16 protein-coding genes are annotated in these 16,411 nt (G+C 39.2%); 2 read left to right on the forward strand and 14 right to left on the reverse strand.

Annotated elements, in window-relative coordinates:
• Positions 1–27: 27 nt before the first annotated feature.
• Positions 28–1,311 (reverse strand): dihydroorotase, encoded by a 1,284-nt coding sequence (locus CGC63_RS12120; protein WP_003022535.1) that lies wholly within the window; start codon positions 1,309–1,311, stop codon positions 28–30.
• A 239-nt stretch (positions 1,312–1,550) separates the two neighbouring features.
• On the opposite strand from CGC63_RS12120, the gene CGC63_RS12125 reads away from it, so the two are divergent.
• Complete coding sequence (locus CGC63_RS12125; protein ID WP_003022537.1) at positions 1,551–1,751, forward strand: cold-shock protein; 201 nt, start codon at positions 1,551–1,553, stop codon at positions 1,749–1,751.
• Between the two features lie 67 nt (positions 1,752–1,818).
• On the opposite strand, the gene CGC63_RS12130 is transcribed toward CGC63_RS12125, so the two are convergent.
• The 3 genes from CGC63_RS12130 to CGC63_RS12140 all read right to left on the reverse strand — a co-directional run bounded on the left by CGC63_RS12130 (position 1,819) and on the right by CGC63_RS12140 (position 4,316).
• Positions 1,819–2,556 (reverse strand): nitroreductase family protein, encoded by a 738-nt coding sequence (locus CGC63_RS12130; protein ID WP_003022539.1) that lies wholly within the window; start codon positions 2,554–2,556, stop codon positions 1,819–1,821.
• Between the two features lie 16 nt (positions 2,557–2,572).
• Complete coding sequence (locus CGC63_RS12135) at positions 2,573–2,836, reverse strand: hypothetical protein (protein ID WP_003022541.1); 264 nt, start codon at positions 2,834–2,836, stop codon at positions 2,573–2,575.
• Between the two features lie 598 nt (positions 2,837–3,434).
• Entirely contained in the window at positions 3,435–4,316 is an 882-nt protein-coding gene (locus tag CGC63_RS12140) for an Rpn family recombination-promoting nuclease/putative transposase (protein ID WP_003022543.1), read from the reverse strand.
• A 216-nt stretch (positions 4,317–4,532) separates the two neighbouring features.
• On the opposite strand from CGC63_RS12140, the gene CGC63_RS12145 reads away from it, so the two are divergent.
• On the forward strand, positions 4,533–5,405 hold the full coding sequence (locus tag CGC63_RS12145; protein WP_003022545.1) for a YitT family protein: 873 nt from the start codon (positions 4,533–4,535) through the stop codon (positions 5,403–5,405).
• Between the two features lie 78 nt (positions 5,406–5,483).
• Here CGC63_RS12145 and truA read toward each other — a convergent pair whose 3' ends face one another.
• From truA to tig, 10 genes are all read right to left on the reverse strand, one after another.
• Positions 5,484–6,221, reverse strand: a complete 738-nt coding sequence (truA, locus tag CGC63_RS12150; RefSeq protein ID WP_003022548.1) for a tRNA pseudouridine(38-40) synthase TruA — start codon at positions 6,219–6,221, stop codon at positions 5,484–5,486.
• A gap of 15 nt (positions 6,222–6,236) precedes the next feature.
• A complete protein-coding gene (locus CGC63_RS12155) occupies positions 6,237–7,037 on the reverse strand; it encodes an energy-coupling factor transporter transmembrane component T family protein (protein ID WP_003022550.1) in 801 nt (266 codons plus the stop codon).
• Positions 7,030–7,890, reverse strand: a complete 861-nt coding sequence (locus tag CGC63_RS12160; RefSeq protein WP_003022552.1) for an energy-coupling factor transporter ATPase — start codon at positions 7,888–7,890, stop codon at positions 7,030–7,032. The genes CGC63_RS12155 and CGC63_RS12160 overlap by 8 nt, the downstream gene beginning before the upstream one ends.
• Entirely contained in the window at positions 7,881–8,726 is an 846-nt protein-coding gene (locus tag CGC63_RS12165; RefSeq protein WP_003022554.1) for an energy-coupling factor transporter ATPase, read from the reverse strand. The genes CGC63_RS12160 and CGC63_RS12165 overlap by 10 nt, the downstream gene beginning before the upstream one ends.
• A gap of 45 nt (positions 8,727–8,771) precedes the next feature.
• Positions 8,772–9,980, reverse strand: a complete 1,209-nt coding sequence (locus CGC63_RS12170; RefSeq protein WP_003022556.1) for a GNAT family N-acetyltransferase — start codon at positions 9,978–9,980, stop codon at positions 8,772–8,774.
• Between the two features lie 21 nt (positions 9,981–10,001).
• The gene (gene yihA, locus CGC63_RS12175; RefSeq protein ID WP_003022559.1) at positions 10,002–10,607 is read right to left on the reverse strand and encodes a ribosome biogenesis GTP-binding protein YihA/YsxC; all 606 of its coding nucleotides are present in this window, start codon (positions 10,605–10,607) and stop codon (positions 10,002–10,004) included.
• 15 nt (positions 10,608–10,622) lie between these two features.
• The gene (gene lon / locus CGC63_RS12180) at positions 10,623–12,944 is read right to left on the reverse strand and encodes an endopeptidase La (protein ID WP_003022561.1); all 2,322 of its coding nucleotides are present in this window, start codon (positions 12,942–12,944) and stop codon (positions 10,623–10,625) included.
• Positions 12,945–12,976: 32 nt separating this feature from the next.
• A complete protein-coding gene (clpX, locus tag CGC63_RS12185; RefSeq protein ID WP_040351239.1) occupies positions 12,977–14,287 on the reverse strand; it encodes an ATP-dependent Clp protease ATP-binding subunit ClpX in 1,311 nt (436 codons plus the stop codon).
• A gap of 88 nt (positions 14,288–14,375) precedes the next feature.
• Positions 14,376–14,957: an ATP-dependent Clp endopeptidase proteolytic subunit ClpP gene (clpP, locus tag CGC63_RS12190; protein ID WP_003022564.1), complete on the reverse strand. Its 582-nt coding sequence runs from the start codon at positions 14,955–14,957 to the stop codon at positions 14,376–14,378.
• Positions 14,958–14,998: 41 nt separating this feature from the next.
• Entirely contained in the window at positions 14,999–16,309 is a 1,311-nt protein-coding gene (gene tig, locus CGC63_RS12195) for a trigger factor (RefSeq protein ID WP_040351201.1), read from the reverse strand.
• Positions 16,310–16,411: the final 102 nt, after the last annotated feature.

Consider the following 16,411-nt stretch of genomic DNA (forward strand, 5'->3'; position numbering starts at 1 on the left):
ATAGTTCTTCTTTCTTACTCTTTTCTTTTACTCTTCTATATACGCAATTTCACCGTCACAAATCGTAGCCTTTACCATACCTTTTACTTTTCTTCCGTTAAACGGTGTATTTTTTCCTTTTGACTCAAAAGTTTTGCTGTCAATTACATATTCTTTTTCCGGATCAATAATCGTAATATCCGCAGGACTTCCCACTTCCAGACGACCTCTGTCTGAGTGAATAATCTTTGCCGGATTATAGCTCATTTTTTCAGCCATCTGCATTGGTGTTAAAATTCCTTTGTGTACCAGCTCTGTCATAGTAAGAGGCACTGCCGTTTCCAAGCCTACTATACCAAATGGCGCTTCTGTCATGGAACGCTGTTTTTCTTCTCTGCTGTGTGGCGCATGGTCTGTGCTGATTACGTCAAAAATGTCATCTTTTAATCCTTTTACCAGTGCATCTCTGTCCTCTTTTGTACGCAGAGGCGGATTCATTTTATAATTAGCATCACCTGCAACCACATCATCTGATGTTAAAATAAAATGATGTGGGCAGACTTCACCTGTAACAGGAAGCTTTTCTTCCTTGGCAAGTTCAATCATACGCACACTGTCCTTTGTAGAACAATGACATAAATGCAGACTTGCACCTGTCTCTTTTGCAAGCATAATATCTCTTGCTACAATAATATCTTCTACTGCATTGCTGATACCCGGAAGTCCCAGCTCTTTTGATTTTTCATCTTCATTTACGCAGCCGCCGTTTACCATATTCTGGTCTTCACAATGGGCAAACACCGGAATATTATGGTCTGCTGCAATCTGCATTGCTTCTTTATAAATTCTGGTATTCATTACGGATTTTCCGTCTTCGCTGATTGCCGGAATTCCGGCTTTTATCATCCCTTCAATATCTGCCAGTTCTTCTCCTTTTTGCTGCTTTGTTACAGCTCCGACCTGAAGAACATGAATAGGAGCAAGTTCTTTTGCTTTGTTGTGTACATAATTTACTCTGTCAGCGCAATCAATTACCGGTTTTGTGTTAGGCATTGCTAAAATTGTAGTAAATCCACCTTTTGCCCCTGCCTTTGCACCGGTTACAACGTCTTCTTTATAAGTCAGTCCCGGGTCACGCAAATGTACATGCAAATCAATCAGTCCCGGCATTATGTAACAACCTTTGGCATCAATAATTTTCTCAGGTGTTTCCTTACACTCTATCTCTTCTTTCATTTCCTTAATCACACCATCTTCAACAAGAATATCGCCGATTTTATCGGTCTGGTCTGATGGGTTTAAAATACGTCCTTTTTTAATCAGTATTTTCATAGATTTTCATATCCTTTCTGATTATTATATAAATAGTAACACACACATTTTCTTTCGTCAATTACACTTTTCCCTTGACTTTTACACATCGAAGGAATATACTAATCATGTCAAAGATATATTGGATATTAGTATTAAATGGTTTTTAGAGAGAGTATTATCATTTTTATACATAATATTATCTCTAAAGACCATTTAATTTTTTATCCAGCCATTTTTATTTTTATGGAGGTAACACTATGAACAAGGGAACTGTTAAATGGTTCAACGCAGAAAAAGGATACGGATTTATCACAGGAGAAGACGGACAGGACGTTTTCGTACATTTCTCTGCAATCAATGGAGAAGGCTTCAAATCTTTAGAAGAAGGTCAGGCTGTAAGTTATGATTTAACAGAAGGCGCTCGCGGAATGCAGGCTGCTAACGTTGAAAAATTATAATTTTTCGGCATTTAGAATATTCTAATGAGAAAATAGCACCGCCTATGCGGTGCTATTTTTGTACTCTTTACTTATTCCAGCTCTTTATCATTGCCTTAGATGAACGGTTCATTTCCATACGAAACTCAGCTTCAAATTTTCTTTTGCTGTATCCCTCAAGACGCTGCTTCAATTCCGCATCACCTACATTTAGTTTTCGCTTAAACACTTCCCTTGTTTCTTCTGTATCTTTATCCGGATAAGTATCTGTAAAAACGATATCTTCCACTTTAAAACGTTCCGGCTTTGTTCGGTTTTTCTGCTGTTTCGTGGGTCTTCCCAAAACCAGCATAGAAACAGGCAGCACATATTTCGGTAAATTCAGAAGCTTTTGATTATCCTCATAATTCTCCAGAATATCTCCGATATAGCAGGAACCTATTCCCATAGACTCTGATGCCACAACTGCATTCTGTGCCGCAATGATACAGTCCTGCATTGCTAAAAATAAGTCCCCTTCTCCCATTGGCGGAATTGTCATTTCATAGCTTTCCAATACGTCACACCATCTCTGATAATCCGCCAGAAACACCAGTACCACAGGCGCTTCTGCAATAAAATTCTGGTTATCACATCTCTTTGCAAGAACATCCTTAATCTCCTGAGACTGAATATCGAGAATACTGAACAGAGACATATTTCCCGCCGTGGGCGCTTGTATTGCTGCTTCTAAAATTAATCTTTTTTCTTCTTCCGTAATCTTTTCATCAGAAAAGACTCTTACGGATTTTCTTGAAAAAAGCTCTTGTATTGTACGGTTCTCCATAAACTCACCCTTTTATTTATTTTGCTTCTTCTGCGGAAAGTCCTGCCAAATAATCATTTAAAGCTGTAACATCCATTTCTGTTGTAACAACTTCCTGTTCTTCATTTGGATCCGGTCTCATTGCCAGATTATATGCGGAATATCCAATCCAGCCTACTGCTGCTACACAAACAGCGGCAATCGCACACTTTTCTAAAAATAAAACCCTTTTCTCCTTCTTTTGGATTTTGACACGATTTGCTTTCTCTTTTTTATATCTATCTACTTTTTCCTGACTCATGTTAAAATCTCCTTACAAAATATTTTATTGGCTTGATGGTATAATCCGACGCCTTGCGACGGCAAGCCGATTATATCGGCTTGGTTTGCACTCTGTGCAATCATTATACTACGTGCGCAGAAAAGGAAGCACCCTTTAGGGTATTTACTTTTCAAGCCGTAGCTTGACGGTATAATCCGACGCCTTGCGACGGCAAGCCGATTATATCGGCTTGGTTTGCACTCTGTGCAATCATTATACCACATCTTCTAAATCTTTTACAATAATCTTTCTTTTTCTCTCATACTTCTTATATTAAACAATAAAATTTAAAATAGAATTCCTCTGTTTTTTTGAATTTTTGCCTGAAACGGCGTTGAAATGTTTTTGATTTCCCTGCAAATCTTCTGTGATAAATAACTCACAAAGATTTGCAGGTATTTTGACTTGATTTTTGACTAGTATAGCGAAAAATAAATTTCTGCTATATTGACGCGGAATAATTACTCCAGATGCAAGACGGAAGAATGAAACATAGTGGCGGCTACGCTGATTGACAGCAACGCAGCAAATGGCTAATTAGACAAGTCAATGTAGCGTTTACTTATTATTCACTGTATTAGCATATTTTAGAAATAAATTCATCCAACGACTGCACTGTTAATGCTGTCTGTATCCAACTTTTGATTATCCCCGTATCTTGCTGTTCATGTAACGTTTTTAAAAAATCGTCTGGTAATTGTCCAAATTTTACCAGCGTCATTTCAAGTATTTCTCTTGTCGCTTTTAGTTCACCTTTTTGAATACCTTTTTGAATGCCCTCCTGAACGCCTTGCCTGTGTTCGTCTTTTAGCAACTCTTCCAAAAGCATAAATCTCTCCTCCATTTCCCTGCTTGCTTTAATATCTGTAACTGGTTTCTGTACCTGTCTTACATAATCATCTTGAAAGTCTTTCTGGCTTTCTTTTAAGTCTGCATGCACAAATTTCAGAAAAGAAAGTAATTCCTGTGGTATATTTTCTTCATTTCTTCCGCAAGTATTTAAAAACACAATACACCGCCCGTCTTTTAGAGAAGCTTTCTCCGCTTCCTCACAGATTGTACGAAAAGTATAACGATATTTTCCTTCTCCGAAAGGATCAAAGTCGCAGAGAAAAATCACATAACTGTCAGGCAATTCTGCATATTCACATCCTTTTGCCAAAAGCTCCATATCCATCTGACTTTGATAGTAACGGCTTCTGCGTCCTAATGCCGGTTGTTTTAATACCTGCATTTCTATATTATAGCGGGTATTGTTTTCATCTTTTGCATAAACATCCAGACGAACTCCTTTATACTCCGGATGGTAAACAATGTTTTTCTCTGTACTGATTTCTACATGCTCAACTTTAATAGAAAGAGCACGTTCCAAAAATCCCTTACAGTTTTCCTCATCTGACATCACTGCTGCAAACATAAAGTTATTTTTGATTGTAAGATTTTTTAATAATGTATTCATATTTTTCCTCCACTTTACAGAGGAATTCTATAAAACATAGTATAGCAAACAAATAATATTTTCTCCAGACTTGACCTCTTTTTCTGTACTAATTTTTTTAACCACTTGACCTTTTTCACTTTTTTTGTGTATACTAGTAGTGGAAAAGAGCGTTTGCGGATTATATTTGTATAATTCGTACACGCTTTTTCTTTTCAGCCAAAGGAGGGCATCATTATGAAAAAAAATTATCCAACTATGTGGTATGTAAAAAAATGGAGCATAGATATTTCTATCGATATTTTAGGCGGTGTATTGATTGCACTTGCCACATATAACTTTGCCGCCGCATCAGAATTTCCTGTTGTGGGGCTTAACGGAATAGCCTTAATCTTCTACCATCTGTGGGGACTTCCAATTGGTAAAGTAGCTTTACTCTTAAATATTCCCATTGCACTTTGCTGTTTTCGTATTTTAGGACGTGATTTTTTTCTCCGTTCCCTGCGAACAATCATAATTACATCCTTTCTCATGGACTATGCCGCACCGCTGTTTCCTGTCTATCAGGGTGACAGAATGTTGGCAGCGATTTGTACCGGTGTTTTATCCGGTCTTGGATTTGCACTGATTTATATGCGTGACTCCTCTACGGGAGGTGCAGATTTTATTATGTTGACTTTGAAAGCTTTAAATCCTCATCTGACTTTGGGAAAAATTGCCTTTGTGATGGATGCTTTAATTGTACTTTTAGGAACTGCCATTGTTTCCAAAGATATCGACAGCTTGATTTATGGTATGATTATCAGTTTTCTTTTATCAACCGTTGTAGATAAGGTAATGTATGGCATTGATGCGGGAAAAATGACGCTGATTGTTACAGATTATGCCAAAGAGGTTGCACAGAAAATCGATGAAGTCACTGCCAGGGGCGCTACTTTCTTAAAAGCAGAAGGCAGTTATTCCGGTGAGAACAAAGATGTGGTTATGTGTGCCTGTAATAATAAACAGATGTATATCATCCGAAATGCAGTAAAAGAAATTGACCCAAAAGCCTTCATTATCATCATGGAGTCCAATGAAGTATTGGGAGAAGGCTTTAAACCTCACTAATTTACAAAAAGGCTGTTACATGAAAGTCCTATCAAGAATACTCTTGGTCATCCTTTCATGTAACAGTCTCTTTTCATTTTAAAAATATTGTATTTTCATCAAGGTAAGTCCCCTAGCAGGCGCTGTTGGTCCTGCCTTTTTTCTATCTTTTGCCTCCAGAATTTCCTTCATTTTCTCAGGTGGGTACAGTCCTCCGCCAATATCCATAAGTGTTCCGGCTATAATTCGAACCATATTGTATAAGAAACCTTCTCCTGTAATGCGAATTGTAATTCTATCTCCGCTTTTCTCAATTTGGATTTCTTTTACTGTTCGTACCGTGGTTTTCACCTGTGCGCCTGTACCGCAAAAGCTCTTAAAATCATGTTCTCCTATCAGATAAGATGCAGCCTCTTTCATCTTATCTACATCTAATGGAATATAGGTAAAATGAGAGTAAAACCTCTCTGTTGGAATTGGAAAACGGCAATTTAAAATCCGATATTCATAGGTTTTTTGGCTTTTTACATAGCGGGGATGAAAATCAGCGTCCACTTCCTCTGATTTCTGAATACGAATATCCTCCGGCAGCCTTTGATTTAATGCAAAAGAAAATTTATCTCCCGGCATTCTCATTTCCGTATCAAATACCGCTACATTTCCCAAAGCATGAACCCCTGCATCTGTCCTGCTGGCTCCAATAGTTTCAATATTCTCTCCTGTAAACTCAGATAAACACTGATTTAAAACCTCTTGAACGGTTATGCCATTGGGCTGCACCTGCCAACCGCAATAATTTGTTCCATCATAAGCAACTGTCAGCTTTACACGTTTCATAATATACTCCTCTGCTTACAGAAGCACACGAACGGCAATATCAATCGCCAGATAAACCACCGCAATACCGTAAGCTACATAGTCTCTGCTTTTATAAACAAGAGGCTTCATCTGTGTCCTGTCATCACCACCATGATAACATCTTGCTTCCATTGCCATTGCCAAATCATCCGCACGGCGAAAAGCTGAGATAAACAATGGAACTAACAGTGGAATTAATCCTTTTGCCTTCTGAATTAAATTACCGCTTTCAAAATCTGCTCCACGTGCAATCTGTGCCTTCATAATCTTATCGGTTTCCTCCAATAAAATAGGAATAAAGCGCAGTGCAATGGACATCATCATAGAAATTTCATGTACCGGCACATGAATTTTATTTAACGGATGTAAAATTCTTTCTAATCCGTCTGTAAGCTGGTTTGGTGTGGTCGTCAATGTCATAATAGAAGAACCGATAACCAGATAAATCAATCGAATACCGATTTTAATTGCCTGTGCAATACCTTCTCTGGTAAGCTTCAAAAATCCAAAGCTCCAGATAACCTCTCCCGGTACTAAAAATAAGTTAAACGCTACTGTAATTAACAGAATAATAAACAGCGGCTTCAGACCCTTGAGCATGAATTTTACGGGTACTTTTGATAAAATAATCAACCCTGCCAAAAAACAGGTGGCAATCACATATCCCCAAAAAGAGTCTGCTACAAAAAGAGAAACCAGATAAATAAACGTACCAATAAATTTCGTTCTGGGGTCCAGACGGTGCAGAACAGAGTCTGCGGGATAATATTGTCCTATGGTAATATCTCTAATCATTTTTTCTTTTCTCCAGTGCCTTTAAAATACTTGCCTTTGCTTCCTCCACGGTAATCGCAGAACAGTCACAGGGAAGCCCTGCTTCCTGAAGTTCATTCATAATATACGTAATCTGAGGAGCTGCAAGCCCAATCTGTTCCAGCTCTTTATAATGTGCAAAGACCTCCTTCGGTGTACCGTCAAAAGCTTTTTCGCCCTTGTTCATTACCAGAATACGTTCTACATATCTGGCAATATCCTCCATACTGTGGGAAACCAGAATAACGGTAATCTTTCTCCGGTCATGAAGATAAGCAATCTGGTCTAAAATCTCATCTCTTCCCTTTGGGTCAAGTCCTGCCGTAGGCTCGTCCAAAATAAGCACCTCCGGCTCCATTGCTAAAACGCCTGCTATGGCAACTCGGCGTTTTTGTCCTCCTGACAGTTCAAAAGGAGAGCTCTTATAATATTTTTCTTTCAGTCCTACCTGCTGCAATGCCTCTATTGCCTTTTTCTCTGCTTCCTCGTTGGAAAGTCCCTGATTTTTCGGTCCAAAACACACATCGGATAAAACATCCGCTTCAAAAAGCTGATGCTCCGGATATTGAAAAACCAAGCCAACCTGACTGCGAAGACGTTTCAAGGAATACGCTTCCTGCCAGATATTTTCCTCTTTGTAAGATACTATACCTGAGGTAGGGCGCATCAGCCCGTTAAAATGCTGGATTAAGGTTGATTTTCCGCTTCCTGTATGACCAATAATTCCCACAAACTGTCCTGCCGGAATTTCTAAGGAAATATCCTTTAAAGCGTGCATTTCGTACGCAGTTCCTGGATTATAAGTGTACGTAACATGTTCTAATTTTAATGACATAGCTTATCCACCAATTCCTTTGTCGTAAGTATTCCATCTGGAAGGTCTACCCCTGCCTTTTTTAATTCATGGGCAAGAAGTGTTACCTGCGGCACATCAAGACGATATTTCTTTAATTCCTCTACTCTTGAGAAAATTTCTCTTGGAGTTCCTTCCATCACAACCTGTCCCTGATCCATCACAAAAACCTTATCGGAGTCAATAACCTCTTCCATATAATGTGTGATTAAAATTACAGTAATGCCCTCTGTTTTATTCAGCTCATGAACAGCTGCTAAAACCTCTTTTCTGCCATTTGGATCCAGCATTGCCGTCGGCTCATCTAAAATAATACATTTTGGGTGCATTGCCAAAACACCTGCTATGGCAACACGCTGCTTTTGTCCTCCTGACAGCTTGTTAGGAGAACGATGACGAAAAGCTGTCATTCCCACGGACTCTAAGCTTTTATCCACCCTTTTCCATATTTTCCCTGTGGGTATTCCCATATTTTCAGGTCCAAATCCAACATCCTCTTCCACTACCGTACCGATAATCTGATTATCCGGATTTTGGAAAACCATTCCTGCTTTCTGACGGATTTTCCAAAGCTCATCCATAGCTTTCGTATCTGTTCCGTCAATCCATATACTTCCCTCTGTCGGAAGCAGCAGCGCATTGATATGTTTTGCCAGTGTAGACTTTCCTGAGCCGTTATGCCCCAAAATTGAAATAAATTGTCCTGCCTTTACATCAAAATCAACATCCTTCACTGCGGTATAGCTTTCGCAGGGCTGTCCGTTATCATCATATTTTACATATTCATATTTTAGTTTTCTGGATTTTATAATTTCCATCGCTTTTCCTTTTCCTGATATGAAAAACCTTTCTTTAGATTTCTCTTATTGTAGCTGATTTTCCATTTCTCTGCAAGCATATCTCCAAACCTGCATATTTTCACTGTCTTCCTGCAGATGATAATCGATTTTCTCAAAGCCCAGTTTCTTTGCTAAATTCAACGAAGGTATATTTCCTTCTTTTATTCTGCAATATAAATAAACAGCGCCTCTTTCATAAGCCACCTTTAAAATCGCCTTGCAGGCTTCATAAGCAAAGCCCAGCCTCCTGAAATTCTCATCAATAATGTAACCCAATTCTACCACACTTTTATTATTGTTCCAGAATTTCGGTTCTACACCTGCACGTCCTATAATCTCGTCTGTATCTTTCTTCACAACACACCAATATCCCATATCGCACATTTCATACATATAGGTACGATATGCCTCAAAGCCTTCCAGTTCTTCTGTCAACGGTTTTGCCACACCCTCACAGGCATCTTTTGATGTCTCCTGTGCACAGATTTCCATCAAACGGGGAATATCTTCTTTTTTCATTTCCCGAATAAGAAGTCTGGGTGTTTCACAAACCAGTGCAGGGATATGACGGCTGTGACAGTAAATTTTTTCCACAAAGCTCTTATCTATTTCCTCAAAGCCTTCCACAACCACAGATGCTAAACCCAAATCCTGCTTTCCTGAGTCCGGATTATAAAAAGCCATACATGTCATATCCGCCGCCTTTGCAGCCTTACAGCCATTTTGGGAGTCCTCCACTACAAGACATTCCTTTGACTTCATCCCCATAAGCTCTGCTGTTTTTATAAACACATCAGGCGCAGGCTTGGGATTTTTTACAGACTCGCCGCTGACAAGCTGCTTAAAATATTTTTGTATTCCCCAGTGTCCTGTTACGGCTTCAATATATTCTAACGGAGAAGAGGAAGCCACTGCCATATCATAACCGGACTCAAAAAGTCTGTGAAGAAGTTCTTTTACATGAGGGATTAAAGGAGGATATCCCTGCTTTTTAAGCATTTCCTCCTTGATTTCCTTCATTTCTTTTATCAGACTTTCATCATTTCGGGAAATCCCATAATGCTCATGAAGCAAATTCATTAAAAAACCTATGGTAGAGCCGATGCAAGGTTTGTAAATTTCATATTCTATATGAATTCCCCGCCTTTTTAACGTCTCCTCCCAAACTCTGAAATGAAATGGCTCACTATTAATCAATACCCCGTCCATATCAAATATAATTCCTTTTAACATACTATCCCTCTCGCCTGCGCTCTATGCTTCCGTTTGAACATCTGCAAATAAAAGCTCCTCGGCAAGAGCCCATATTTCTTCTCTGCCCTGCTTGGTCTGTGCGGAAAACGGTATAATTTGAGCTCCTTTGGGCAGTTCCAGCCCCTCTTTAATAATCTTTAACTGCTTTTGAATTTGACTTCTCTTTAGCTTATCTGATTTTGTAGCAATAATAATCGGCTGATATCCGTTATATACAATCCAATCATACATGGTCTTATCATTTTCTGAGGGTTTATGACGAATATCAATCAACAGAAAAACTGCCTTTAACTGCTTTGACTTATGAAGATATCGCTCAATCAGCTTTCCCCACTGCTCTTTTACCGACTGGGATACTTTTGCATAACCATATCCCGGCAAATCCACCAGATACATCTCATGATTGACATTATAAAAATTGATAGTCTGGGTTTTTCCCGGAGATGCACTGGTACGTGCCAGTGATTTTCTGTTCATCAGTGCATTAATCAGGGATGACTTGCCAACATTTGATTTTCCTGCAAATGCAATTTCCGGAACTTCATTTTCAGGAAGGATGCTGGTAATACCACAGACAATGTCCAGCGCTACATGTTTAATAACCATGTGTGTTCCTCCATTTTACTTTTTTTCTGCGAAAGCCTGCTTTAAGACTTCTTCCATTGTTTTTACAGGTACAATTTCAAGACCTTCTGTAATTTCCTTTTCCATTTCCTCAACGTCTGCCTGATTTTCAAAAGGAATTAAGACTTTTTCAATTCCCGCACTTTTTGCAGCCAACAGTTTTTCCTTTAATCCACCGATTGGAAGAACTCTTCCCCGCAAGGTAATTTCTCCTGTCATAGCTACGTCTGCCTTTACAGGAACTTCTGTTATGGCAGAAAGCATGGCTGTTGCCATGGTAATACCTGCGGATGGTCCATCCTTCGGCACAGCGCCTTCCGGAATATGAATATGTATATCATGCTCTTTAAAAAAGTCCGCATCAATATGATATTTCTCTGCAACAGAACGAATATAGCTAATTCCTGTCTGTGCAGACTCCTTCATAACATCACCCAACTGACCGGTAAGAAGGAAATCACCTTTTCCCGGCATAAGATTTACCTCAATCTGCAAAGTATCTCCGCCTACGCTCGTCCATGCCAGTCCTCTTACAATACCGACTTCATCTGTTTCATTCTTTTTTTGATAGGTATAACGTGCCCTTCCTAAGAAGTTCTCCAGATTTTCCTTATTTACAGTAACGGTTTCTTCTTTTTCTTCCAGAATTTTGCGGGCTGTTTTTCTGCAGATTTCACCAATTCTCCGCTCCAGACTTCTCACACCGGCTTCCTTTGTATAACCGGCAATAATTTCATGAAGGGCAGCTTCTTCAATACAGAGCTGCTCTTTTTTCAAGCCATGTTTCTTCACCTGTTTTGGAATTAAGTGTTCCATTGCAATGTGGGATTTCTCATTCTCTGTATAGCTGCTTACCTCAATAATTTCCATACGGTCTAAAAGAGGTCTTGGGATTGTCTGTAAATCATTGGCAGTTGCAATAAACAACACTTCTGATAAATCCAACGGAATTTCCACATAATGGTCTCTGAATTTCTTATTCTGCTCTGCATCTAAAACTTCCAATAGCGCAGAAGAGGTATCCCCTTTATAATCGCTGCTTACCTTATCGATTTCATCCAAAAGAACCAGTGGATTTTTTACTCCTGCCTGAATTAAACCATTGGCAATTCTTCCAGGCATTGCTCCGATGTAAGTTCTTCTGTGTCCTCTAATTTCCGCTTCGTCTCTGACACCGCCCAGTGAAATACGCACATATTCTTTATCCAAAGCTCTTGCCACAGAACGTGCAATGGAAGTCTTTCCTGTTCCCGGAGGTCCTGCCAGACAAAGAATAGGACTTTCTCCTTTTTTTGTCAGCGTGCGTACTGCCAGAAACTCCATAATTCTTTCTTTTACTTTTTCCAGTCCATAATGGTCTTCTTCCAGAATTTTATTTGCTTTTTTCAGATTTTTATTATCTCTTGAGGCTTTATCCCAAGGAAGTGACAACAAGGTTTCAATATAGCTGCGTGCCACACCTGCTTCCGCCTGTACTCCCGCTGCATTTTGAAAACGCTGGATTTCCTTATAGATTTTTTCTTTCACTTCTTTAGAAGCTTTCAGCTTGTCCGTCTGCTCTTTAAAGCGGTCAGCCTCCGAAACCGTGTCCTGATCTCCTAATTCTTCACGGATGACTTTCATCTGCTCACGCAAAATATATTCCCGCTGATTTTTATCCACACGTTCTTTTACTTTATTGCTTAAATCTATACGGATTTGCATGATTTCAATTTCATTGCTTAAAATCATACCCAGAGTTTCATATCTGTCCTCCAAAGAGGCAGCCTCGAGTATCTTCTGTTTATCTTCGTATTTCATTGGCAGATTTACCGCAATCTGGTCAATTACCTTTTCAATTTCTTCAATTTCCAGAATTTGCCCTGCCAAGTCTTTACTCATTTTTGTATTTTCATTACAGTAACGCACAAACAGTTCTTTTATACCTCGAAGCATGGCTTCTTTTACATTTTCATCCAGAGAAATCTCTTCCTCCTCAAACAGCGCTACCTCTGCTTCCAAATACACGTCTTCACTGTCAAAACGCACAAGCTCTGCTCTTTGCTTTCCTTCTACCAGCACTTGAACCATGTTTTTTCTGTTTTTCACTAACTGCTTGATTTCCCCGATTATACCTACTGTATACAAATCCTCCTGTGAAGGTTCTTCCGTCTGTGGGTCTCTTTGTGTAATCAGGAAAACTCTCTGATCCTGAACCATGGCTTTTTCTATGGCTTTTATAGACTTTTCCCGACTTACATCAAAATGAACAATCATATCAGGAAGAATGGTCGTACCTCTAAGGGCGATTGCCGGCAAATGCTGTATCATGTCACTCATTCTCGCTCCTCCTTCATCCTGTAACCAGTCTTTTACGCAATTTCCGGTGTCTCTTTCTTCTTACGGTTATTCTTTGTTCCTTTACTTCTTCTTGAGGATACCGGCAATTCTCTGCGCTCTACCAAAGCTTCTCCTGTTCCGTCTACCACATCTTTGGTAATAGTGCAGCTTACAATGCTGTCATCAGAAGGCGCCGTGTACATTAAATCCATCATGGAGTTTTCCATAATCGCACGCAAACCTCTGGCTCCTGTTTTTCTTTCCATGGATTTGTCTGCAATGGCTTCCAAGGCTTCTCCTTCAAACTCCAGATTAATTCCGTCAAGATTAAACAAAGTCTGATACTGACGTACAAGAGAATTTTTCGGCTCTGTAAGAATTTTTACCAACGCATTTTTATCAAGAGCATTTAAGGAAACTACAACAGGAACACGTCCTACAAATTCAGGAATTAAACCGAATTTGACAAGGTCCTGCGGCATCACTTCTTTTAAAAGCTCGCCTACGTTCTTTTCCTCTTTTGTCTGCACCTGTGCGTTAAATCCGATGGCTTTTGTATCTTTTCTGGTCTCGATAATTTTATCTAATCCTTCAAAAGCACCGCCGCAGATAAAGAGAATGTTGGTAGTATCAATCTGAATAAATTCCTGCTGCGGATGCTTTCTGCCACCCTGTGGCGGTACGCTTGCAACTGTTCCCTCTACAATTTTCAGTAAAGCCTGCTGAACACCTTCACCGGAAACATCTCTGGTAATAGAAGCATTTTCAGATTTTCTTGTAATCTTATCAATTTCATCAATATAAATAATTCCGTACTGCGCCCGTTCAATATCATAATCTGCCGCCTGAATAATCTTCAGCAGAATATTCTCAACGTCTTCTCCTACATATCCCGCTTCTGTCAATGTTGTTGCATCTGCAATAGCAAAGGGAACATTTAACAGTCTTGCAAGTGTCTGTGCAAGAAGAGTTTTTCCTGAACCGGTAGGACCTAACATTAAAATATTACTTTTTTGCAGTTCTACATCTGTATTTCCTCCGGAAAGGACTCTTTTATAATGATTGTATACCGCAACAGAAAGCACTTTTTTGGCTTCGTCCTGTCCGATTACATACTCATCTAAGATTTCTTTGATTTCCTGAGGCTTTAATAAATTAATTTCTCCTGCCAAAGCTTCATCGTATGGCTGTTTTAATTCTTCGTTTATGATTTCTGAACAAAGTCCGATACATTCATCACAGATAAATGTGTCATCAGGACCTGCAATCAGTTTTCTCACCTGGTCGTCTGTTTTTCCGCAAAAGGAACACCGAATTCTTATATCATTCCCTTTATTTGCCATGTCTTCTTTCCTTTCTGTTTCTACTTCCAAATCTTTCTTAAAGGTAAAAGACTCCCGCAACTGTATGCAGGAGTCTTATCTTCTGTCGCTATCTGTGCTCGATTACTGAGTCGATTAAACCATAAGCCATAGCTTCCTGCGCTGTCATATAGTTGTCTCTTTCAGTATCTCTTGCAATGGTTTCCAGAGTCTGACCTGTGTTCTGCGCCAGAATTGAATTCAGTTTATGTCTTGTCTTCAAAATCTGCTGTGCTACAATGTCAATCTCTGTTGCCTGTCCCTGTGCACCGCCGGAAGGCTGGTGTATCATAATTTCTGCATTTGGAAGAGCCATTCTCTTTCCTTTTGCACCGCCTGCCAGAAGGAATGCTCCCATGCTGGCTGCCAATCCCATACAAATCGTAGATACATCGCATTTGATATACTGCATGGTATCATAAATCACCATTCCTGCCGTTACGGAACCACCGGGGCTGTTAATGTATAAATGAATATCCTTTCCGGGATCTTCAGACTCCAAGAAAAGAAGCTGTGCTGCAATTAAATTTGCAGATACATCTGTTACTTCTTCTCCCAGAAAAATAATTCTGTCTTTTAATAATCTGGAATAGATGTCGTAGTTTCTTTCACCGCGGCTTGTCTGTTCAATGACGTATGGTACTAAACTCATGAAACTCCTCCTATTCTTACTGAATATAGCAATTCTGCTTCTTATTCAGCTTTTTCTTCTTTTTTCTCTACTACTTTTGCAGACTCTGCAACTAAAGTAACTGCTTCCTGAACAGCCATATCTTTCTTAATCTGTTCTTTTTCGTAGTCACCCATTACTTCTTTTAATTTTTCAACTTCCATTTTGTACATGTCAGCCATTGCTTTTAATTCTTCTTCGAATTTTTCATCAGAAATCTGAATATTTTCTGTTTCAGCAATCTTCTCTAATACAAGACGGCTCTGAATTCTCTTTAATGCCTGTGGACGCATCTGTTCCTGAATTTTCGCATTGTCAAGACCTGTAAACTGATAGTACTGGTCAATAGATAAGCCCTGCGCCTGCATTCTGCGGATGAAATCCTGCATTAACTGCTGAATTTGGTTCTGGATCATAGCTTCCGGAATATCCATCTGTGCATTTTCAATTACAGCGTCTACTGCTTTGTCTTCTCTTTCACGTTTTGCAACAGCTTCTTTACGTTCTTTTAATTTCTTTTCGATATCTGCTTTGTAAGCATCTAAAGTATCGAATTCAGAAACATCTTTTGCAAATTCATCATCTAATTCCGGAAGTTCTTTTACTTTGATTGCTTTTACTGTGCATTTGAATACAGCAGCTTTTCCTGCTAAATCATTTGCATGATAGTTTTCCGGGAATGTAACGTTTACTTCTTTTTCAACACCGATTTCAGCGCCTACTAACTGTTCTTCAAATCCAGGAATAAAGGAGTTAGAACCGATTGTCAGAGGATAATCTGTTCCTTTTCCGCCTTCAAATGCAACACCGTCAACAAATCCTTCGAAATCTAAAGTCACCATGTCGCCGTCAGCAACTGCTCTGTCATCTACGTCGATTGTTCTGGAGTTATTTTCCTGCTCTCTCTTTAATTCAGCAGCAATTTCTTCTTCTGTAACATCAGCAGGACTTACTTCTACTTCAAGACCTTTGTATTCGCCTAATGTAACTTCCGGTTTTACTGCTACTTCTGCTGTAAAGATAAAGGATTTTCCTTTTTCAATCTGAACAACATCGATTTCAGGCTGAGAAACGATTTCAAGACCGCTTTCATCTGCTGCCTTTGGATATTCCGCCTGAATTAAAGCGTTTGCTGCATCTTCAAAGAAGATACCTGCTCCATACATTTTTTCAATCATAACACGAGGTGCTTTTCCTTTACGGAAACCTGGAATTGTGATTTTTCCTCTGCTTCTAAGGTAAGCATTCTGTACTGCTTTTTCAAATTCTTCTGCAGAAACTTCGATTGTAAGCTTCGCCATGTTTTTTTCTAAGTTTTCTACCTGTACACTCATTGTAAATAATTCCTCCTTGAATTCTATATGCACTCTGTTTAATAAAAATAAGATTAAACAGCGCTGTTTTCATACTTGCAGTCATTTACACAGTATAACACA

The sequence above is a fragment of the Blautia hansenii DSM 20583 genome (genome assembly GCF_002222595.2).
Taxonomy (GTDB): domain Bacteria; phylum Bacillota; class Clostridia; order Lachnospirales; family Lachnospiraceae; genus Blautia; species Blautia hansenii.

Excerpts from the sequence above, each read along its gene's own strand:
- CGC63_RS12140 (WP_003022543.1), bottom strand. The coding sequence starts at position 4,316 with ATGAATACATTATTAAAAAATCTTACAATCAAAAATAACTTTATGTTT.
- clpX (WP_040351239.1), bottom strand. The coding sequence starts at position 14,287 with ATGGCAAATAAAGGGAATGATATAAGAATTCGGTGTTCCTTTTGCGGA.
- clpP (WP_003022564.1), bottom strand. The coding sequence starts at position 14,957 with ATGAGTTTAGTACCATACGTCATTGAACAGACAAGCCGCGGTGAAAGA.
- CGC63_RS12170 (WP_003022556.1), bottom strand. The coding sequence starts at position 9,980 with ATGTTAAAAGGAATTATATTTGATATGGACGGGGTATTGATTAATAGT.
- CGC63_RS12160 (WP_003022552.1), bottom strand. The coding sequence starts at position 7,890 with ATGTCATTAAAATTAGAACATGTTACGTACACTTATAATCCAGGAACT.
- CGC63_RS12165 (WP_003022554.1), bottom strand. The coding sequence starts at position 8,726 with ATGGAAATTATAAAATCCAGAAAACTAAAATATGAATATGTAAAATAT.
- CGC63_RS12155 (WP_003022550.1), bottom strand. The coding sequence starts at position 7,037 with ATGATTAGAGATATTACCATAGGACAATATTATCCCGCAGACTCTGTT.
- CGC63_RS12135 (WP_003022541.1), bottom strand. The coding sequence starts at position 2,836 with ATGAGTCAGGAAAAAGTAGATAGATATAAAAAAGAGAAAGCAAATCGT.
- CGC63_RS12130 (WP_003022539.1), bottom strand. The coding sequence starts at position 2,556 with ATGGAGAACCGTACAATACAAGAGCTTTTTTCAAGAAAATCCGTAAGA.
- tig (WP_040351201.1), bottom strand. The coding sequence starts at position 16,309 with ATGAGTGTACAGGTAGAAAACTTAGAAAAAAACATGGCGAAGCTTACA.
- truA (WP_003022548.1), bottom strand. The coding sequence starts at position 6,221 with ATGAAACGTGTAAAGCTGACAGTTGCTTATGATGGAACAAATTATTGC.
- CGC63_RS12120 (WP_003022535.1), bottom strand. The coding sequence starts at position 1,311 with ATGAAAATACTGATTAAAAAAGGACGTATTTTAAACCCATCAGACCAG.
- CGC63_RS12145 (WP_003022545.1), top strand. The coding sequence starts at position 4,533 with ATGAAAAAAAATTATCCAACTATGTGGTATGTAAAAAAATGGAGCATA.
- yihA (WP_003022559.1), bottom strand. The coding sequence starts at position 10,607 with ATGGTTATTAAACATGTAGCGCTGGACATTGTCTGTGGTATTACCAGC.
- CGC63_RS12125 (WP_003022537.1), top strand. The coding sequence starts at position 1,551 with ATGAACAAGGGAACTGTTAAATGGTTCAACGCAGAAAAAGGATACGGA.
- lon (WP_003022561.1), bottom strand. The coding sequence starts at position 12,944 with ATGAGTGACATGATACAGCATTTGCCGGCAATCGCCCTTAGAGGTACG.